The organism is Alkalihalobacillus sp. MEB130, assembly GCF_032335535.1.
GTDB lineage: Bacteria > Bacillota > Bacilli > Bacillales > Bacillaceae_D > Halalkalibacter.
In genome coordinates this window covers 129723-150064 of the sequence record NZ_JAOANA010000002.1, presented here as the reverse complement: position 1 = coordinate 150064, position 20342 = coordinate 129723, and the positions used below count along the sequence as shown (strand labels likewise).

Sequence of the window (20342 nt, the reverse complement as noted above, 5' to 3'; positions counted from 1 at the left end):
GGAGAAGTTAAACATGGGAAGACGCAATGATATAAAAAAGATTTTAGTAATTGGATCGGGTCCAATTGTCATTGGACAGGCTGCTGAATTTGATTATGCAGGAACGCAAGCTTGCCAAGCGTTAAAAGAAGAAGGTTATGAAGTTATTTTAATTAATTCTAATCCAGCAACGATTATGACAGATACGACAATGGCAGATCGAGTGTACATTGAACCAATTACATTAGAATTTGTAAGTCGGATTATTCGAAAAGAACGTCCGGATGGCATTGTGGCGACTCTTGGAGGACAAACAGGTCTGAATATGGCAATGGAGCTTGATGAGTCTGGGATTTTAAAAACGTATAATATTGAATTATTAGGTACGGATCTTGATGCTATTAAGCGTGCAGAGGATCGTGACTTATTTAGAACGTTAATGAATGAATTAAATGAGCCTGTACCTGAGAGCGATATCGTTCACACTCTTGAAGAAGCATATAAGTTTGTGGAACAAGTAGGGTATCCAATTATTGTTCGCCCAGCCTACACTCTTGGAGGAACAGGTGGAGGAATTGTTCATGATGAAGAACAATTGCGTGAAATTGTCACAAGCGGTTTAAAATATAGTCCTGTGACACAATGTTTAATCGAGAAAAGCATTGCTGGCTTTAAAGAGGTTGAGTACGAAGTCATGCGAGATGCGAAAGATCAAGCCATTGTTGTTTGTAACATGGAAAATATTGACCCAGTTGGTGTTCACACAGGTGATTCCATTGTTGTTGCACCAAGCCAAACGTTAACGGACCGTGATTATCAACGTTTGCGTAACTCGTCTTTAAAAATTATTCGTGCACTAGGGATTGAAGGTGGATGTAACGTTCAATTTGCTCATGATGCATGGAGTGACCAGTATTACATTATTGAAGTAAATCCACGTGTGAGTCGTTCATCAGCATTAGCTTCTAAAGCAACTGGCTATCCTATTGCAAAAATGGCGGCAAAAATTGCTGTTGGTTATAGTTTAGATGAACTAATGAATCCTATTACTGGTAAGACCTATGCAAGCTTTGAGCCTGCTCTTGATTATGTCGTATCTAAAATCCCACGTTGGCCGTTCGATAAATTTGAGGCTGCGAATCGAACGTTAGGAACCCAAATGAAAGCAACTGGGGAAGTCATGGCGATTGGTAGAAATTTAGAAGAATCCCTTTTAAAGGCTGTCCGTTCGTTGGAAGCTGGATACGATCACATCTATGACGTGAAAATTGCTAATACCGATACAGATGTACTAGTAAAAAGGCTAGATAAAACAGATGATGAGCGACTGTTTGTATTAGCCGAACTTTTAAGACGAAATCAATCGATTCAATCTTTATGTGACCTTACAAAAATTGACCGCTTTTTCATGCAGAAGTTAGCAAGAATTGTCGACCTTGAGAAGGAGCTAACAGAGTCTGTAGGTAATGTTGAAGTGTTACAAAAAGCGAAGAAGCGTGGGTTTTCTGATATCGCTATCGCAAGACTTTGGAATCAACAAGAAATTGAGATCTACAACACCCGCATGGAACAAAATATTCGTCCTGTCTACAAAATGGTTGATACGTGTGCAGCTGAATTTGAATCTGAAACACCTTATTTTTATGGCACATATGAAGACGAAAATGAAGCTCTTCAAACAGAGACGAAAAGCATTCTCGTTCTAGGTTCTGGACCTATTCGAATTGGACAAGGAATTGAGTTTGATTACGCTACCGTTCATACTGTTTGGGCTATTAAAGAAGCTGGATACGAGGCAATTATTATTAACAATAATCCAGAGACCGTTTCAACAGATTTTAGTACTTCAGATAAGCTTTATTTTGAGCCATTAACGGTAGAAGACGTTATGCATGTATATGAGCAAGAACAACCAGAAGGTGTCATTGTCCAATTTGGTGGTCAAACGGCGATTAACCTAGCTGCAGATTTAGAAGCAAGAGGAGTTCCGATTATTGGTACTTCACTTGAGAGTATGGACCGTGCAGAAGATCGTGATAAGTTTGAGCAGACGCTACTGTCACTAGACATTCCACAACCACTTGGTCGTACGGCAACGTCTGTGGAAGGTGCTGTAGCCATTGCAAATGAAATTGGCTACCCAGTACTCGTTCGTCCTTCTTACGTTCTTGGTGGACGAGCAATGGAAATTGTTTATAAAGAAGAAGAACTTCTTAACTATATGAAAACGGCAGTAAGTGTCAATCCGAAACATCCCGTGCTTGTTGATCGCTATTTAACGGGAAAAGAATTAGAAGTAGATGCGATTTCAGACGGAGAAAATGTTTTTATTCCAGGAATTATGGAGCATATTGAACGTGCGGGTGTACACTCTGGTGACTCAATCGCTGTGTATCCTCCACAAACTGTGCCAGAAGACTTGAAACAAAAACTAATCGATCGCACCATTTCGATTGCAAGAGGACTTAATATTATTGGACTCTTAAACATTCAATTTGTGTGGCATAAGGATGAGGTTTATGTTCTTGAAGTTAACCCTCGTTCTAGTCGTACTGTACCATTCTTAAGCAAGATTACAGGTGTGCCAATGGCTAACCTAGCTACGAAAGTTATGTTAGGGAAGACATTACCAGAATTAGGATATGAAACAGGTTATCAGCCAGAAGCCAAAGAAGTATCTGTAAAAGTCCCTGTATTCTCTTTTGCTAAATTGCGCCGAGTAGATATTACTCTTGGACCAGAAATGAAGTCAACAGGGGAAGTTATGGGAAGAGATACGACTCTTGAAAAAGCTCTTTTTAAAGGTTTAATTGCCTCTGGAATGAGCATTCCTACGCATGGCTCGGTTTTATTCACAGTAGCGGATAAAGATAAAGAAGAGGCACTAAGCCTTGTTGAACGATTCCATCATATTGGCTTTGATATTTTAGCTACTGCTGGTACAGCAAGCTTTATTAAAGAAGCGAACATTCCTGTTACAGTTGTAAACAAAATTGGAGAGGAGAAGCCAAATCTTCTTGATGTCATTCGTGAAGGACAAGCTCAATTTGTAATTAATACATTGACAAGAGGAAAACAACCAGCACGTGATGGCTTCCGAATTCGCCGAGAAGCAGTAGAAAATGGAGTCGTCTGCTTAACGTCTATTGACACAGGTGAAGCACTTCTAAGAGTACTTGAGTCGATTACGTTTTCTTCTGAAAGTATGCCACAAATGCAAATGTAGAAAGTTGGAGGGACCCATGATAAAAAAAGATCACTTAACAATTACTAGCCAGCGAGAAATCGCTACAAACATAATGGAGCTAACATGCTCGGGTAGCTTAACCAAACAAATGACAGAACCTGGACAATTTTTACACTTGCGGGTTGATATGAGTGAGGACCTTTTGCTAAGAAGACCGATAAGCATATGTGATGTAGACATTCAAAATGAAACTGTCACAATGCTTTATCGAGCGGAAGGAAAGGGGACGAAACGATTATCGCTAAAACAAGTAGGTGAGAAAATTGATGTGTTAGGGCCACTCGGAAATGGCTTTCCATTAGATGCTACCCAACAAGGAGAAACAGCTCTCCTTGTTGGTGGTGGAATTGGGGTTCCTCCTCTTTATTATTTGTCTAAGGAATTGAAAAAAAGAGGAGTCAATGTGATTCACGTACTTGGTTTTCAAAGCGCGGAGAACGTTTTCTACGAAGAAAATTTTGCCGAGCTTGGTGAAACGTATGTTGTAACAGCTGATGGCACTTACGGTTCAACAGGATATGTAACGGATATCATTAAAGAAAAAAATCTTCAGTTTGATACGATGTATTCCTGTGGACCAACACCAATGTTAGCTGCCTTGGAAAAAGTGTATGGCGATAGACGTCTTTATATCTCGCTTGAAGAACGAATGGGATGTGGAGTGGGAGCCTGTTTTGCTTGCGTATGTCATGTCGTAGGTGATGAGTCAGGAACGAGTTACCGTAAAGTCTGTACAGATGGTCCAGTCTTTCCGGTTGGGGAGGTTGTACTATGAATAGGTTACAAGTAGAATTACCAGGTTTATCAATGAAAAATCCGATCATGCCAGCTTCTGGATGTTTCGGATTTGGTAAAGAATATGCAAATTACTATGATCTTGAACTGTTAGGTGCTATTGCGATCAAGGCTACAACCGATAAACCGAGATTTGGAAATCCAACACCGCGTGTGGCGGAAACCTCTGCTGGAATGTTGAATGCAATTGGACTCCAAAATCCTGGTTTAGATGGTGTATTAGCAAACGAACTTCCTTGGCTTAACCAATATAACGTTCCAATTGTGGCTAATGTAGCTGGAACAGAAATTGCGGATTATGTTGAGACGACAGCCAAGCTATCTAAAGCAGAAAATGTTCATGCCATTGAATTAAATATTTCATGTCCGAACGTGAAACAAGGTGGAATTGCTTTTGGAACGATTCCAGAAGTTGCAGCAGAATTAACGAGGGAAGTAAAAAGTGTTTCTGATGTACCTGTTTACGTAAAATTGTCTCCTAACGTAGCAGATATCGTTGAGATTGCTAGAGCGGTTGAAAAAGCAGGAGCCGATGGTCTTTCGATGATTAACACATTGCTTGGTATGAGAATTGATTTAAAACGAAGAAAACCAATTTTGGCTAATGGCTATGGTGGATTGTCAGGTCCTGCTATAAAACCTGTCGCTATTCGGATGATTCATCAAGTAAGTCAAGCTGTTGATATTCCGATTATAGGAATGGGTGGAATTTATACAGCTGAAGATGTAGTTGAATTTATGCTAGCGGGAGCAAGCGCGGTCGCTGTAGGGACAGCGAACTTTACCGATCCGTATGTTTGTCCAACGATTATTGAAGAATTACCAGCATTACTTGATGAATTAGAGTTTGATCACGTTCGGGAACTTATCGGAGGGAGTTGGAAAACATGCAACGTCCACTCATAATTGCTTTAGATTTAGATGATGCAGGAAAACGAAGAGAACTTTTATCACATTTTGACAAAGAGACACTATTTGTCAAAGTTGGAATGGAACTCTTTTATCGTGAAGGTAGGCAAGTAATTGAAGAATTAAAAGATGCAGGGCATCAAATTTTTCTTGACTTGAAATTGCATGATATCCCTAATACTGTTCAACGAACTATGAAAGAATTGGCTAGTTTAGATATTGATATCGTCAATGTTCATGCTGCAGGTGGGAAAAAGATGATGAGTGCAGCTCGTGAAGGCTTAGACCAAGGAACGCCAGTTGGGAAAGAACGCCCTATTTTAATTGCTGTCACGCAATTAACGAGTACCGATGAAGGGACGATGCAAAAGGAATTGTTAATTCAACAACCGCTTAATGAGGTTGTTAGAACCTATGCGTCCTTTGCGAAAGAAAGTGGAGTGGATGGGGTTGTTTGTTCAGCTAAGGAAGTTCCACTTATTCATGACGCTTGTGGTTCAAGTTTTTACACAGTATGCCCTGGAATTCGTCGGGCAGAAGATGCAGTCGGAGATCAAAAGCGGGTTGTCACTCCACACGAAGCAAGAGAACTTGGAAGTTGGGGCATTGTGGTAGGGCGAAGTATTACTAGTGCCGAAAATCCATTTAACGTATATCAACAAATGAAACAAGATTGGGAGGGGTAACAAATGAAAGAACAAATTGCTAAACATTTATTAGATATTGGAGCCGTTCATCTACGCCCAAATGATCCATTTACTTGGACATCAGGCATCAAGTCACCTATTTATTGTGATAACCGTTTAACACTCTCTTTTCCAGCAGTGCGTAAAGAGATTATTAGCGGGTTCGCTTCCCTTCTTGAGAAGGTAGAGGTTGATGTTATTGCTGGGACGGCAACAGCTGGAATTCCACATGCGGCTCTTTTAGCTGATCAGCTAGACTTACCAATGGTTTATGTTAGAGGAAGTGCAAAGGGACACGGAAAACAAAATCAAATTGAAGGTAAAATTGAAAAAGGTCAAAAAGTTGTACTAGTGGAAGATTTGATTTCAACTGGTGGCAGTGTCATTCAAGCAGCGGAGGCGTTGCGTGAGAGTGGAGCAGAGGTTGTAGCAATTGTAGCGATCTTTACATATGAATTTCAAAAAGCATATGATGCATTAGAAGAAGCCGATCTCCCTACTTATGTGTTAACCTCATACTCAACCTTGTTGTCAGTAGCAAAAGAGCAAGGAACGATCACATCAGATCAAGAGAATCGTTTAAATGAATGGCGTAAAGATCCAGCTTCACAAGCCTGGATGACAGAACAAGTTTAGAGTCTTTTACATGAACGTATTAATAGCACAAGATAAGCGAGTACTGTTATAGCAAGTTTCAAAGGTGTTTTAAAAGGTGCATATCTTTTAAAACACCTTTTTGTGTTACGATATTTTGTATGAAAGGGTGAGAGAATTGAGGAAAATGAGTGGAACAGATTTTGATGATCTTGTTGATTTTTTTGATAAGATGGCGCAAACAAAATGGCTTGGCGCGGTTCATGATCAACTAAAACATTTATCGGGCAGTTGGATTGATAAAGTCGTCCTAGATATTGGTTGCGGAACAGGAAGATTGTTAGAGCGAGGGAAGGGAGAGGCTTCTGAACTAATAGGAATTGATTTGTCACCTCAGATGATTGAAAAAAGTCGATTGCTATTAGAGAATGCTGTTGCGAGAACGAAAATGCTTGTCGGCGATGCGTATAAGCTGCCTATAGCGGAGAAAAGTGTAGATGTTGCCTTATCTACATGTGTTATGTTCTTGCTTCCAGAACCTCAAAGAGGGATAGCTGAGATGATTCGAGTCGTAAAACCGAATGGAACACTGGTTATGTTAAATCCATCACCTAAAATGTCCCCTGAGACGGCGGCAACGTATGCGGACTCATTTGAAATGGGAGGCTTTGAAAGAGATTCTCTACTTGCATGGTCTAATGTTTCGACGAAAAGACATCGCTATTCAAATACAGAACTTGACCACTTATTAAGAGAGTTAGGAACTCGTCACGTTCATCACACTCACGTTTTAGACGGCCTCGCTACCATTACAGTGGCATCGAAGTAGTTTTTTATGGCCTATCGCTATTTAAAAGAAGGGCCCAAACGTCTAAACAGACCGTTTGGGCATCTTGAGTTATTTTTTTAGTGCTCTTACCATGTCTTCGTTAGGTGTAACAAAAATGGTCGTCTGGTTGTCATAAATAACATAGCCTGGCTTAGCTCCATTTGGCTTTTTTACATGACGTATCTTGGTGTAATCAACAGGAACAGAACTTGATTGTTTCGCCTTACTATAAAAGGCAGCTACGGTTGCTGCTTCTAATAGGGTTTCTTCATCTGGTTCTGTACTCCTAATAACAACATGAGATCCAGGAATATCTTTTGTGTGTAGCCATATTTCATCCTGTCTTGCAAACTTATTCGTAACATAATCATTTTGTTTATTGTTCTTGCCAACAAAGAATTCAATGCCATTTGTCGAGATATAGTGCTCAAGTTGCGGCTTTGTTTCCTTCTTTTTCTTTTGTTGTTTCACACGTCTTCGGATATATCCTTCTTCCATTAGCTCTTCACGTATTTCTTCAATATCTCGAGGGGCTGCGCTTTCCATTTGTTGAATGAGTTGATCGAAATAAATGACTTCTTCTTCGGCTTTTTTGATCTGTTCTTCTACGACAGCAACTGAATTTTTGGCTTTATTATACTTTTTAAAATAGGCCTGGGCATTGTCGGAAGGACTTTTTTGCGGATCTAATGTAATAATCGTTGTTCCACCTTCCAAGTCGTAGTAATCAATCACTTCCACCTGCTTGTCACCACGTTTCACCATATGTAAGTTAGCAGTTAAAAGCTCTCCTAATTTTTGATACTCTTTTGCTCTTTCCGCTTGATTCAACGTTTGTTGTAATTTTTTTATTTTTTTATTGTTTTTCTGCCACTCATTTCTTAAAAATCGCTCTAAATCATGAGCCTGTTGTTTCACTCGATCTCTTTCTGCTTTTCCGTAGTAAAAGCGATCAAGTAATTCACTAACCGTTTGATATAGTTTCCGCTCTCCTTTTAGATGTTCGAGTGGAATAATGGAATAAGACTCTTTCCCGTCTACTGTCACCATCTCAGGTTGGTAATCATGTTTGTATAAACGATCCATTATAGTTAAAAAGGCAGGTGGCAGTGTAGTTCTATTAACAAACGAGCCGGCTTGGAAAAGAATTTCACTCGCTAATTGTGGCGATAGTCCAGCAATTTGGGAGACGAGTTGTCGATCAATCTTTCCGGCATTAAAATCGATAAGCTTTAGTAACTCGTCAGCATCTAGTTTGAATGGGTTCGCCTTATTTTGTTCTGGTGGCAACTTGTATAATTGACCAGGCATGACGGTACGATAACTGCTTTGAGTAGGGCTTATGTGCTTGATGCTATCTAATATGACCCCAGTTTGTTTATCGACTAACGTTATGTTGCTATGTCGTCCCATAATTTCGATATAAAGTAGTTTGAACGTTTCGTCACCTAATTCATCTTTGTTTTTTATATGAAAAACAATGACTCTCTCCATATCTAATTGTTCTATTTCCTCAATAATACTGCCCTCCAAATGCTTCCTAAGTAACATACAAAACATCGGTGGAGTGGAAGGATTGTCGTATTTTTCTTTTGTTACATGTAATCGTGCAAAATTAGCATTAGCTGATAATAATAACTGATGATTTTTTCCTTTTGCACGAATGGTAAACAATAATTCTGTTTTATATGGTTGATATATCTTTGAGATTCTTCCTGACGTTAACAACGTTTTTAGTTCGTGTGTCATCGCCCTTGTCATAAATCCATCAAATGACATGGCTTGTTCATCCTTTCCTTCGTTCCATACTAGCTCTATTTTTGCAACTGTTTAGTTTTTTTTTGAATGCTCTAGTAAGTATAGCATGTTTTTCATTTTCACTGAATAAGATGGCTTGTATAAACAGTTGGATAAGCCTTTAGAAAACGTGTTGTGAAAAGAGAATATGTGGGGTGTGTCGAGATGAAATGGTACAAGTTAGAGGAGCATGAAGTTACCTCATCTATTGGTACAAATATGGAAAAGGGGTTATCAGACAAAGAGGTTGAAAAGCGCTTAAAGAAATATGGGGCGAACAAACTTGATGAAGGCAAGAGGCCATCTGCATTATTTGTCTTTCTTGGTCAATTTAAAGATTTCATGGTTCTCGTTCTTTTAGCTGCCACCTTTATTTCCGGGGTGCTTGGAGAATATATTGATGCCATCACCATTATGATTATTGTTCTATTAAATGGGATACTCGGTTTTGTACAGGAAAGGAAGGCAGAGAAATCACTTGATGCGTTAAAAGAGTTATCAGCCCCGCAAATGCAGGTACTTCGAAATGGTGAGTGGAAAAAAGTCTTGTCTGCTCAAATTGTGCCTGGGGATATTGTTAAAGTAACAAGTGGGGATCGGATTGGAGCCGATTTACGTCTTATACAAACAAATGGGCTACGAATTGAAGAGTCGTCTTTAACGGGTGAATCTGTTGCTGTGCAAAAGCAACACCAGTCTTTAAGTGGAACTCATATCGAACTTGGAGATCAATCCAATATGGCATTTATGGGAACGCTTGTGACACAAGGAAGTGGAATTGGTGTTGTGATTGGTACAGGAATGAAAACGGAAATGGGCAAAATTGCTCATCTTCTTCAATCGACAACTACGATTATTACACCTCTACAAAGAAGATTAGAACAACTTGGAAAAATCTTAATTGCCGTTGCCTTGATCTTAACAGCACTCGTTGTCATTATTGGTGTATTACAAGGACACGATGTTTATACGATGATCCTTTCAGGGGTGTCTTTAGCGGTAGCAGCTATTCCTGAAGGTCTTCCTGCAATTGTCACTGTTGCATTGGCTCTAGGAGTTCAACGAATGATCAAACGAAAGGCCATTGTCAGAAAGCTGCCCGCTGTTGAAACTTTAGGGTGTGCATCAGTTATTTGTTCTGATAAAACAGGGACGCTTACTCAAAACAAGATGACAGTTACTCATGCATGGAGTGAGGGGAAGCTATGGCACATTTCTGGGGGAGGGTATGAACCTCAGGGTACGTTTAGTCAAAATAACAAAAAAGTAGATCCTAGTAAAGAACGAAAGCTACAACAATTATTAAGTTATGGATGGTTATGTAATAATGCGAACTTACTAGAAAAAACAGTGAAGCAAGGGATGTTAAGAAAACAGGTTACTGAATACGTGATGGACGGTGATCCAACAGAAGGGGCTCTTGTTGTAGCTGCTATGAAAGCTGGCTATACAAAGGAAGGGCTGGTGGCGCATTTTACAAGAGTTCGAGAATTTCCATTTGATTCAGCTCGTAAAATGATGTCTGTTATCGTTCAAGATCAAAAAGGAAGATCTTACGTTATTACAAAAGGGGCTCCTGATGTTGTTTTAGGGCAATGTATGAAGATTGCTTATGGGGCAGGAGAAGAAGCTCTAACTTCAAAAAGGAAACTAGAGGTAGAAGGTGCGGTTGAGCAATTAGCTAGCAAGGCACTAAGAACGATTGCGATTGCTTATCGTCCATTAGGAGCAAACGAAAATTGCCAGCAGCCATTTGAAGCAGAACGAGGATTAACATTTATTGGACTGCAAGGAATGATTGATCCGCCTAGACCTGAAGTAAAAGGCTCGATTGATGAATGCCGTCAAGCCGGAATTAAAACCGTTATGATTACTGGTGACCATAAAATAACGGCATCGGCTATTGCAAAACAACTAGGCATTTTAACGAGTAAAGGCAAAGTGTTAGATGGTCAAATGCTTTCTAAACTAAGTGTAGCAGAGTTAGAAGAAATTGTTGATGACGTCGATGTCTACGCACGAGTCTCACCGGAACATAAATTAAAAATTGTCAAAGCATTACAAGCAAAAGGTCATATCGTGGCAATGACCGGAGATGGTGTTAATGATGCACCAGCTATTAAGGCCGCTAATATTGGAATCGCGATGGGGATAACAGGAACGGATGTTGCAAAAGAGGCATCTTCGCTAATATTAAGTGATGATAATTTTGCTACAATTAAAGCAGCTATTAAAGAAGGCCGAAACATTTACGAAAATATTCGAAAATTTATCCGTTATATGATGGCCTCCAATGTAGGAGAAATCTTAGTTATGTTATTTGCAATGATGCTAGGTATGCCATTGCCGCTTGTTGCAATCCAGATTCTTTGGATCAACCTTGTAACAGACGGATTACCTGCTATGGCATTAGGGATGGATCAAGCTGAAGGAGACGTGATGAAGCGGGCTCCTAGGAATCCCAATGAAGGTGTGTTTGCACGTGGCTTAACTTGGAAGATTGTCAGTCGTGGATTTATGATAGGAGTTGTAACTCTTATTGCCTTTTGGCTTACGTTACAAACGGATCCAACAGATCTAACAAGAGCTCAAACGGTAGCATTTGTTACCCTTGTTATGGCACAGTTAATTCACGTTTTTGATTGTCGAAGTGAATATTCTGTTTACCACCGTAACCCATTTGAAAATCGCTACTTAGTTGGTGCGGTCATTATATCAACGTTACTAATGATAGCTGTCATTTATTATCCTCCGTTACAAACGGTCTTCCATACCGTTGCGCTTACAGGAACTGAATGGCTGCTTGTACTTGGAATGGCATCGATACCAACAGTTGTACTAGGAGGATTTCAACTTATGAAAAGGAAATAGAATAGAGGAAGAAAAGGAAAGGCCATGGTATACGACCATGGCCTTTCCTAATTCTATCCGAACGTTTTTCCTTACGCGTAGATACGAACTCTGCTAGTATTGGTTACACTTGTTGCTTAGTCTATTTTTTTGTAAAATAAATGTCGGATGTGATAAAAGTGAAAAGTATGACAGGATATGGTTCGGCCACTGTTAACGTCAAACATGCAGAGTTAGCGATTGAAGTAAAAGCTGTGAATCATCGATTTTTAGAATTACAAGTGAAAATCCCTCCTACTTTTTTGTTCATGGAGGAGAAAATCCGAAAGCTTGTAAAAAACAATGTGGTTCGTGGCAAGGTTGACGTTTTCATCCATATAAATGAAAACGTGAATTCGAGCCGCATTCTTACACTAGATGAAGATCTGCTAGAGCAGTATAAAAAGGCTGCCATTCTAATAAACAATAAGCTTGGTCAAGAATCACCGGTAGATGTGAGTTCCCTTTTACTTGATAGCAGTCTAGTTAAAGTAGAAGAAGTAAGTGAATTGGACTGGAGTGAAAATGAGGAACTCGTACTTAAAGGGGTACAAGAAGCGCTCGGCTCATTTAATGAAATGCGTGAAACGGAAGGCCGTTATTTACTTCAGGATATGCGGAGTTGGTTAGAAAAATTAATTGAATGTTGTGACGAGATCGAAAGAGTAGCACCGTTATTAATTGAACGTTACCGTGAGAAAATTGAAGGAAGAATTAGATCATATATCAATGAAGAAAGCGAGATTGATGAAACTAGGTTGCTAACGGAAGTTGCGATCTTCACAGAAAAGATGGATATAAGTGAGGAACTAGTACGCATGAGAGCTCATGTCAAACAATATGAGAATTATCTCACTATAGGAGAAGCAATGGGAAGGCGCCTTGATTTTCTCATACAGGAAATGAATCGAGAAGTGAATACGATTGGTTCAAAGGCGGCAGACTCCACGATTAGGCAATATGTTGTTGAAATGAAAGGGTTCCTAGAAAAATTAAAGGAACAAGTACAAAATGTTGAATAGGAGCTAGAATTCGTAAGGAGTTTCGTATATAGTTAGATTAGTTTGGATAACAATGTTGAGAGTGGATGCGACTCTCCTAAAGTGGGGGTAAAAGAAATGAACATTAAATTAATAAACATCGGTTTTGGGAATATTGTTTCAGCTAATCGAATTATTTCCATCGTAAGTCCAGAGTCAGCACCAATTAAACGAATTATTCAAGATGCAAGAGATCGTAATATGTTAATTGACGCAACGTATGGTCGGCGAACTCGAGCGGTTATTATTGCAGATAGTGATCACGTGATCTTAAGTGCAGTTCAACCTGAGACAGTCGCTCAAAGGTTGACTAGCAAAGACGATACAAGTGAAGACTAGTCAATAATGTGGTAGGATACATAAGCATGAATGTATGAAGTGTGTAGGAGGTTTCCATGAAGAAAGAGAAAGGTCTATTACTTGTATTATCAGGTCCTGCAGGTGTTGGTAAAGGGACTGTGTGTTCAGCGTTACGCCAAGAAAATACGTCCGTTCAATATTCTGTCTCTGCCACAACTCGCTCTCCAAGAGAGGGAGAACAGGACGGAGTTAATTATTTTTTTAAAACGAGAGAGCAATTTGAAAAGATGATTGAGCAAGATCAGTTGCTAGAATGGGCAGAATATGTAGGAAATTACTACGGAACACCAATTGAATATGTACGAGAAACGTTAGAAAGCGGCCAAGATATCATACTTGAAATTGAAGTTCAAGGAGCTCTAAAGGTTCGTGAACGCTTTCCGGAAGGTGTTTTTATTTTCTTAATGCCACCAAGCTTAGCTGAACTTAGAAGTCGAATTGTTGGACGCGGAACGGAAACAGAAGATATTATTAACAAGCGAATGACTGTTGCCCGTGAAGAAATTGAAATGATGAAGAAATATGATTATGTTGTAGAAAATGATCAAGTGCACCTTGCAGTTGATCGGATTAAATCAATTGTAACGGCGGAGCATTGTAAACGCGAACGCCTGATTGAAAAATATAAAGAACTTGTGGAGGTTGACTAATGCTATATCCTTCGATTGATTCACTATTAACAAAATTAGATTCAAAATACACACTCGTTACAGTTTCGGCGAAACGTGCACGTGAGATACGTGAGGATTTATCTCGTGGTCCAATGGTAAGTCGTCCTGTTTCTCATAAGCCAGTAGGGGTTGCTCTCGAAGAAATTATCGACGACCACTTGCATTTTAAACGAATTAATCCGTTAGACGATGAGGAATAAAATGATTGGAGGCTGACTCAGCTGCTTCAAACCCCGACTATGCACAACACTGATTTTTTAGTTATGGGGGTTGATTGATTGAGTCAGCCTTTTTTCTATGAAGAGGCAAAGGAAGCATACTTTGCTAAGAAGGGAGTAGTTGAAAAGGTGATAAATGGGAAAAATATAATACTTGGAGTTTGTGGGGGAATTGCTGCATTTAAAGCTGCCGCATTAACAAGCAAACTCGTACAAGCTGGAGCAAATGTAAAAGTAATTATGACAAAATCCTCTAAGGAGTTTGTAACTCCTCTTACTTTTCAAGCACTTTCACGTCAACCTGTATATGATGATACGTTTGTAGAACCAGACCCGTCAAAAATTGCTCATATTGATATTGCTGACTGGGCGGATGTTGTTCTTGTAGCGCCGACAACCGCTAATATCATGGCTAAATTGGCTACTGGAATTGCGGATGATATGCTGACAACCACATTACTCGCTACAACAGCCCCGGTTTATCTGGCACCAGCGATGAATGTCAATATGTATGATAAGGCATCTGTTCAGCGAAATGTTAGGACACTAAGGCAAGATGGTTATCAAATCATTGACGGTGTTGAAGGATATCTGGCTTGTGGGTGGACGGGAAAAGGAAGAATGGCTGAACCAGACGACCTTCTAGCGTTACTTGAACATCACTTTACAAATAAAGAGGGGCGCTTGAAAGACAAGACAGTTGTAATTACAGCAGGTCCGACACAAGAGCGGATTGACCCAGTGCGTTATTTTACCAATCACTCTTCTGGGAAGATGGGATATGCTGTTGCAGAGGCTGCAAGGGAAGAAGGAGCTAATGTTATTCTCATTTCAGGACCGACCCATATTTCACCACCAACAGGGGTGAAAATAGTTGACGTTGTATCGGCAAAAGAGATGTTCGATGCTGCTATGAGGTACTATCACGAAGCAGATATTGTAATTAAGTCAGCAGCAGTAGCGGATTATCGACCAAAAGAAACGTTCGATCAAAAGCGAAAAAAACAACCAGGTGCTTGGTCAATTGAAATGGAAAGGACGACCGATATCCTAAAAACTATGGGGGAACAGAAAGAAGCGCAGATCTTAGTTGGTTTTGCAGCTGAATCGGAGCAGGTTGAAGACTATGCCCGAAAAAAACTACATTCTAAAAATCTTGATTTAATTGTGGCGAACAATATTACACAAGCAGGTGCAGGCTTCAAAGGGGATACGAATATCATTACGATTATAACCAAAGATGATACGAAAAAAGAGTACCCAGTTTTAGCGAAGAAAGAAGCGGCTACATGTATTATTTCTGACATCGTCTCCTATATGGAAAGGCATCATCGTTTATGATTGCAAAAGTGATAGTGGATGTTCCAGCATCTCAAACGGACCGGTTATTCGATTATAAAATTCCGGAAGTATGGGAGGGGAGCATTCAGCCAGGAATGAGAGTCGTCGTCCCTTTTGGCCCAAGAAAAATACAAGGGTTTGTTATTGAGATTGTACGAGAGTCTGATCTGGATAAGATTAAACCTATTGCAGATGTATTAGATGTTGTTCCTGTATTGACGGAGGAACTTCTTCAGCTTGGTGAATGGTTATCAAATCAAACACTTAGTTATAAATTATCAGCTTATCAATTAATGATTCCTGCTGCTTTAAGGACAAAGGTGAAAAAGGAAATTGTGTTATGTGGTGAACTTCATCAATTACCGTTTCATTTGCAAACGTACTTCAAATCAGATAAAAAGGTTTTGTGGACTGATGTCATCACGAATGATAAAGCTAGTTTAAAAGAAGTTCAGCAATTAGTAGAAGCAGGTCAACTTGAAGTACGCTATCAAGTTGAAGAAAAAGGGAAAAAGAAAACGGAACGCTATATTAAATTAGTGGAAGTGGATAACCTAGAGGAATTAATTCCAACTCGAGCGGCCAAACAGAAAGAGGTTATTGCCTTTTTGAAAGAAGTAAAACAGCCAATCGCTGTTCAATCTCTTATAAAACAAATGGAAACAACTAGGTCGCTAATAACAACCTTAGTAAAAAAAGGGGTTCTTGAAGAGTTTGAAAAGGAAGTTTATCGTGACCCACTAGCGGGCGTTCAATACGATCAAACAAAAGCATTGACTTTGACAAGTGAGCAGCAAAAAGTGATTACTCCTATTTTGCGATCACTTGAGGATCATAATCATGAAACGTTTTTGCTACACGGAGTGACCGGGAGCGGAAAAACAGAAGTTTACCTTCAATCGATTGATCAAGCACTACAAATGGGGAGAGAAGCAATTGTTCTTGTTCCTGAAATTTCATTAACACCTCAAATGGTCCAACGATTCAAAGGGAGATTTGGTTCGAAAGTAGCTGTCCTCCACTCTGGTTTATCAATGGGAGAAAAATACGATGAATGGAGAAAGATACTAAGGAAAGAAGTACAAGTAGTAGTCGGGGCACGTTCAGCTATCTTTGCTCCATTTACGAATATTGGAATCATTATCATTGATGAGGAACATGAAACAAGTTACAAGCAAGAAGAAAATCCAAGGTATCATGCCAGAGATGTAGCCATATTTCGGGGAGACTACCATCGTTGCCCCGTTATTTTAGGAAGTGCTACTCCGTCACTAGAATCATATGCACGAGCTAAGAAAGATGTCTATCGTTTATTACCTTTAACAACAAGAGTTAATCAACGAGCCATGCCAGCAGTAGAAGTAGTTGATATGCGTGAAGAGCTACGAAGTGGCAACCGATCGATGTTTTCATTAATTTTATTAGAACTGTTAAGAGAACGAATGAAAAAAGGCGAACAGTCCGTTCTATTTTTGAACCGAAGAGGGTATTCAACATTTGTAATGTGTCGAGACTGCGGATATGTAGCGACATGTGAACATTGTGATATCTCACTTACCTACCACCGTACTCATCATTCGTTAAAATGTCATTATTGTGGTCATGAAGAAAAGATGCCGAATACGTGTGAATCATGCGGTAGTGACCATATTCGTTTTTTCGGTTCGGGAACGCAAAAAGTAGAAGAAGAACTAGCACGTGTGTTGCCAGAAGCAAAAGTGATTCGTATGGATATTGATACGACAAGAAAAAAAGGTTCTCATGAACGACTTCTATCTGCATTTGGTCGAGGTGAGGCAGATATCTTACTTGGGACACAAATGATTGCAAAAGGATTAGATTATCCTAAAATCACGCTAGTTGGTGTATTAGCAGCTGATTCCATGCTTCATATTCCAGATTTCAGGTCAGCAGAACGAACGTTTCAACTAATGGAACAAGTAAGTGGAAGAGCGGGGAGACATGAACTAGAAGGGAAAGTAATTATTCAATCATATACTCCAGAACATTATAGCATTGAGTTGGTTAAGAGTCATGATTATGAGGCCTTTTTCCAAACGGAAATGGCTCAAAGGAAGACAGGGTTATATCCACCGTATGTATTTATTGTCCTGGTTACGATTTCTCACCCAGAGTTAACAAATGTCATCACTGTCTCTGAAAAAATAGCTTCTTTTTTAAAAAGAGAACTTCAAGAATCAACGACAGTTCTTGGTCCGGTTGCATCTCCGCTAGCACGCATAAAAGATAGATATCGCTACCAATGCATGGTAAAATACAGAAACGAGCCGAGGTTGCATGAAACATTACGTGAAATACAACAACATTTCTCACGAGAAATGAACCAAGGACAATTGCAAGTCTCGATCGACATGCAACCCTATCTATTTACATAAAAGACTTCAACCAAAAAGGTCGCTCTTTACCTTTTTGGTTGAAGTCGAAGCGATTCGGAGCAGCCGTCATGTTTTAAGCTTTTTTGAGCGGTTTTCTCAAAAAAGCGCACGGCGAGAGGAGCATCGCACATGTTCGCACAAAAGAAGAGATAAGAGTGCCTTTTTCCCTTTTGGTTGAATTTGAAGTAATTCGGATCCGTATGTTTATTAGAAGGTTCTTTGCCTTTTTGTATAGATTGAAATTTAGAATTACATAAGCAGTACTATATATAAAGAATAGTGACTGCAGAAAGGCGGTCAAACATGAAAATAGTTTTTATGGGAACACCTGATTTTTCCGTTCCGGTTTTAAGAAATTTAGTTGATGCAGGATACGAAATTGCAGCGGTCGTGACACAGCCAGATCGACCAGTTGGAAGAAAGCGGGTCTTAACACCACCTCCCGTTAAAATAGAAGCCCAGAAACATGAAATAGATGTGTTGCAACCAGAGAAGATTCGCGAAAGGTCTGAGTTAGATAAAGTTTTGGCCTACCAGCCTGATTTGATTGTTACAGCTGCTTTTGGCCAAATTTTGCCGAAAGAGTTGTTAGATTACCCAAAGCATGGTTGTATAAACGTTCATGCCTCTCTTTTGCCAAAGTATCGCGGAGGAGCTCCGATTCATCAAGCGATTATCGATGGAGAAAACGAGTCTGGTGTAACGATCATGTATATGGTTGAAAAATTAGATGCAGGTGACATGCTTTCTCATGTTCGTGTTCCTATTGAAGAACATGATCATGTTGGAACGATGCACGATAAGCTAAGTGTTGCAGGGGCGAAACTCCTGTTAGATACGATTCCTGAATTAATCAATGGTACGATTTCACCTCAAAAACAGGAAGAATCACATGTTTCTTTTGCTAGAAATATTACACGTGATATGGAATTACTGGATTGGAATCGTTCAGGAGAAGAGTTGTACAATCAAATAAGAGGATTACACCCATGGCCGGTAGCTTACACTATCATGGAAGGGAAGCCGTTAAAAGTATGGTGGGGAGAGAAAGTACCATCTAATCAAACAGTTGTACCTGGAACAATTGAAAAGATTGATGAAGATGGGATCGTTGTTGCAACAGGGTCAACTACAGCGATAAAAATAACAGAACTTCAGCCTTCTGGTAAAAAGAAGATGGATGCAACATCTTTTATTCGAGGGGCAGGATCCCATCTAGAAAAAGGCATGAAGCTAGGAGAATCTAATGAGTAAACCAGTTCGTGAAGTAGCCTTAGAAATATTGCTACAAATTGAAAAAAATCAGGCATACAGCAATCTACTGCTAAATCAAACCGTTAATCGAAGCAAACTAGATCCTAGAGATGTTGGTTTATTGACTGAAATCGTGTACGGCACGATACAGCGAAGAGATACGCTAGACTATTACTTGAATTCATTTGTTAAAAAAGGGGTAGACTCGCTACAAGACTGGGTTAAGGTGCTGTTACGATTATCGGTCTATCAATTAGCTTACTTAGATCGAGTGCCAGACCGTGCTGTTGTTCATGAAGCCGTAACAATTGCCAAAAAACGTGGTCATAAAGGAATTAGTGGCATGGTTAATGGAGTGTTACGATCTATTTTAAGAGAAGGTCTTCCTTCTTTAGAAGGAATAAAAAATGAAACAAAAAAGGTAGCTCTAGAATTTAGTTATCCAGTTTGGTTAGTAAAGCGTTGGGAAGATCAATATGGGTTGACCGAAACAAAGGCTATGTGCCAATCTGGTTTAGAACCGCCTCATGTGACAGTTCGTGTGAATCAGGTGAAAGCAACGGTGGAGGAAGCACTTTTCTTATTAGAAAAAGATGGACTAAAAGTAAAAAAAGGGGTCTTGTCTCCAGATGCTATTGTGATAGAAAAAGGGAATGTCTTCCAAACAGATGCGTATAAACAAGGATATGTCACGGCGCAAGATGAAAGCTCGATGTTAGTTGGACGAGCTCTAGGAGCCAAACCAGGAATGAGGGTCGCCGATACGTGCGCTGCACCTGGAGGGAAATCTACGCATATCGCTGAACAAATGGATGATACAGGAACAGTCTTATCGTTTGATTTACATGATCACAAAGTAAAGCTCATTCATGATCAGACTAAGAGACTTGGATTAACTTGTATTCAGGCAGAGGCAATGGATGCAAGAAACCTTCATGATAAGGTAACGGAACAATTTGATCGCGTTTTAGTTGATGCACCTTGTAGTGGGTTTGGTGTGATAAGACGCAAGCCAGATATTAAGTGGTCCAAACGTGAAAAAGATATTCAAGCAATTAAACAGATTCAGCAAGAAATCTTAAAAGCTGTCGCCCCTTTCGTAAAACAAGGTGGGTCGCTCATTTATAGCACTTGTACGGTAGATAAAGATGAAAATGAAGAAAGTGTCGCAAATTTCTTAGCTGAACATCCAGAATTCCAACTAGACAAAACGTTAAAAGACAGGCTTCCCGAGAAAGCACTAGCTCGTTATGAAGAAGGAATGGTCACCATCCTTCCTCAAGATTTCCAAACGGATGGCTTTTTCATTGCAAGCCTAGTCAAACAATAACTAAAAG

General features: G+C 39.7%; 16 protein-coding genes. 15 read left to right on the top strand and 1 reads right to left on the bottom strand.

Features of this window, described 5'->3' with window-relative positions; genetic code table 11:
- Window positions 1–13 precede the first annotated feature (13 nt).
- The 6 genes from carB to N0O92_RS02515 all read left to right on the top strand — a co-directional run bounded on the left by carB (window position 14) and on the right by N0O92_RS02515 (window position 7039).
- Window positions 14–3205 (top strand): carbamoyl-phosphate synthase large subunit, encoded by a 3192-nt coding sequence (gene carB, locus N0O92_RS02540; RefSeq protein WP_315613037.1) that lies wholly within the window; start codon window positions 14–16, stop codon window positions 3203–3205.
- 16 nt (window positions 3206–3221) lie between these two features.
- Complete coding sequence (locus tag N0O92_RS02535; RefSeq protein ID WP_315613036.1) at window positions 3222–4001, top strand: dihydroorotate dehydrogenase electron transfer subunit; 780 nt, start codon at window positions 3222–3224, stop codon at window positions 3999–4001.
- Window positions 3998–4927 carry a dihydroorotate dehydrogenase gene (locus N0O92_RS02530; RefSeq protein WP_315613035.1) on the top strand — a complete coding sequence of 310 codons (930 nt, stop codon included), beginning with the start codon at window positions 3998–4000 and terminating at the stop codon, window positions 4925–4927. The genes N0O92_RS02535 and N0O92_RS02530 overlap by 4 nt, the downstream gene beginning before the upstream one ends.
- A complete protein-coding gene (gene pyrF, locus N0O92_RS02525) occupies window positions 4909–5616 on the top strand; it encodes an orotidine-5'-phosphate decarboxylase (RefSeq protein ID WP_315613034.1) in 708 nt (235 codons plus the stop codon). Before N0O92_RS02530 ends, pyrF begins: the two co-directional genes overlap by 19 nt.
- 3 nt (window positions 5617–5619) lie before the next feature.
- Window positions 5620–6252 (top strand): orotate phosphoribosyltransferase, encoded by a 633-nt coding sequence (pyrE, locus tag N0O92_RS02520; protein WP_315613033.1) that lies wholly within the window; start codon window positions 5620–5622, stop codon window positions 6250–6252.
- 127 nt (window positions 6253–6379) lie between these two features.
- Window positions 6380–7039 carry a methyltransferase domain-containing protein gene (locus N0O92_RS02515; protein ID WP_396334460.1) on the top strand — a complete coding sequence of 220 codons (660 nt, stop codon included), beginning with the start codon at window positions 6380–6382 and terminating at the stop codon, window positions 7037–7039.
- 69 nt (window positions 7040–7108) lie between these two features.
- Here the strand turns inward: N0O92_RS02515 and N0O92_RS02510 are convergent, their stop codons facing one another.
- Window positions 7109–8818, bottom strand: coding sequence for an Rqc2 family fibronectin-binding protein (locus tag N0O92_RS02510; protein WP_315613031.1), 1710 nt, complete (start codon window positions 8816–8818; stop codon window positions 7109–7111).
- Window positions 8819–9001: 183 nt separating this feature from the next.
- Here N0O92_RS02510 and N0O92_RS02505 point away from each other — a divergent pair, with 183 nt between their 5' ends.
- From N0O92_RS02505 to rsmB, 9 genes are all read left to right on the top strand, one after another.
- Window positions 9002–11707, top strand: a complete 2706-nt coding sequence (locus N0O92_RS02505) for a cation-translocating P-type ATPase (protein ID WP_315613030.1) — start codon at window positions 9002–9004, stop codon at window positions 11705–11707.
- 158 nt (window positions 11708–11865) lie between these two features.
- Window positions 11866–12747: a YicC/YloC family endoribonuclease gene (locus N0O92_RS02500; RefSeq protein ID WP_483860622.1), complete on the top strand. Its 882-nt coding sequence runs from the start codon at window positions 11866–11868 to the stop codon at window positions 12745–12747.
- Between the two features lie 96 nt (window positions 12748–12843).
- Window positions 12844–13104: an extracellular matrix/biofilm regulator RemA gene (gene remA / locus N0O92_RS02495; protein ID WP_315613029.1), complete on the top strand. Its 261-nt coding sequence runs from the start codon at window positions 12844–12846 to the stop codon at window positions 13102–13104.
- Window positions 13105–13160: 56 nt separating this feature from the next.
- Window positions 13161–13775, top strand: coding sequence for a guanylate kinase (gene gmk / locus N0O92_RS02490; protein WP_315613028.1), 615 nt, complete (start codon window positions 13161–13163; stop codon window positions 13773–13775).
- The gene (gene rpoZ / locus N0O92_RS02485) at window positions 13775–13996 is read left to right on the top strand and encodes a DNA-directed RNA polymerase subunit omega (RefSeq protein WP_315613027.1); all 222 of its coding nucleotides are present in this window, start codon (window positions 13775–13777) and stop codon (window positions 13994–13996) included. Before gmk ends, rpoZ begins: the two co-directional genes overlap by 1 nt.
- A 147-nt stretch (window positions 13997–14143) precedes the next feature.
- Window positions 14144–15355: a bifunctional phosphopantothenoylcysteine decarboxylase/phosphopantothenate--cysteine ligase CoaBC gene (gene coaBC, locus N0O92_RS02480; RefSeq protein WP_315613240.1), complete on the top strand. Its 1212-nt coding sequence runs from the start codon at window positions 14144–14146 to the stop codon at window positions 15353–15355.
- Window positions 15352–17751 carry a primosomal protein N' gene (priA, locus tag N0O92_RS02475; RefSeq protein WP_315613026.1) on the top strand — a complete coding sequence of 800 codons (2400 nt, stop codon included), beginning with the start codon at window positions 15352–15354 and terminating at the stop codon, window positions 17749–17751. Before coaBC ends, priA begins: the two co-directional genes overlap by 4 nt.
- A 303-nt stretch (window positions 17752–18054) precedes the next feature.
- Window positions 18055–19005 (top strand): methionyl-tRNA formyltransferase, encoded by a 951-nt coding sequence (gene fmt, locus N0O92_RS02470; RefSeq protein WP_315613025.1) that lies wholly within the window; start codon window positions 18055–18057, stop codon window positions 19003–19005.
- Window positions 18998–20335 carry a 16S rRNA (cytosine(967)-C(5))-methyltransferase RsmB gene (rsmB, locus tag N0O92_RS02465; RefSeq protein ID WP_315613024.1) on the top strand — a complete coding sequence of 446 codons (1338 nt, stop codon included), beginning with the start codon at window positions 18998–19000 and terminating at the stop codon, window positions 20333–20335. The genes fmt and rsmB overlap by 8 nt, the downstream gene beginning before the upstream one ends.
- Window positions 20336–20342: the final 7 nt, after the last annotated feature.

Bases quoted from the DNA above. Each gene is read 5' to 3' on its own strand.
- fmt (WP_315613025.1), top strand. From the start codon at position 18,055: ATGAAAATAGTTTTTATGGGAACACCTGATTTTTCCGTTCCGGTTTTA.
- remA (WP_315613029.1), top strand. From the start codon at position 12,844: ATGAACATTAAATTAATAAACATCGGTTTTGGGAATATTGTTTCAGCT.
- carB (WP_315613037.1), top strand. From the start codon at position 14: ATGGGAAGACGCAATGATATAAAAAAGATTTTAGTAATTGGATCGGGT.
- pyrE (WP_315613033.1), top strand. From the start codon at position 5,620: ATGAAAGAACAAATTGCTAAACATTTATTAGATATTGGAGCCGTTCAT.
- N0O92_RS02505 (WP_315613030.1), top strand. From the start codon at position 9,002: ATGAAATGGTACAAGTTAGAGGAGCATGAAGTTACCTCATCTATTGGT.
- rsmB (WP_315613024.1), top strand. From the start codon at position 18,998: ATGAGTAAACCAGTTCGTGAAGTAGCCTTAGAAATATTGCTACAAATT.
- gmk (WP_315613028.1), top strand. From the start codon at position 13,161: ATGAAGAAAGAGAAAGGTCTATTACTTGTATTATCAGGTCCTGCAGGT.
- pyrF (WP_315613034.1), top strand. From the start codon at position 4,909: ATGCAACGTCCACTCATAATTGCTTTAGATTTAGATGATGCAGGAAAA.
- priA (WP_315613026.1), top strand. From the start codon at position 15,352: ATGATTGCAAAAGTGATAGTGGATGTTCCAGCATCTCAAACGGACCGG.
- rpoZ (WP_315613027.1), top strand. From the start codon at position 13,775: ATGCTATATCCTTCGATTGATTCACTATTAACAAAATTAGATTCAAAA.
- N0O92_RS02510 (WP_315613031.1), bottom strand. From the start codon at position 8,818: ATGTCATTTGATGGATTTATGACAAGGGCGATGACACACGAACTAAAA.
- N0O92_RS02535 (WP_315613036.1), top strand. From the start codon at position 3,222: ATGATAAAAAAAGATCACTTAACAATTACTAGCCAGCGAGAAATCGCT.
- N0O92_RS02530 (WP_315613035.1), top strand. From the start codon at position 3,998: ATGAATAGGTTACAAGTAGAATTACCAGGTTTATCAATGAAAAATCCG.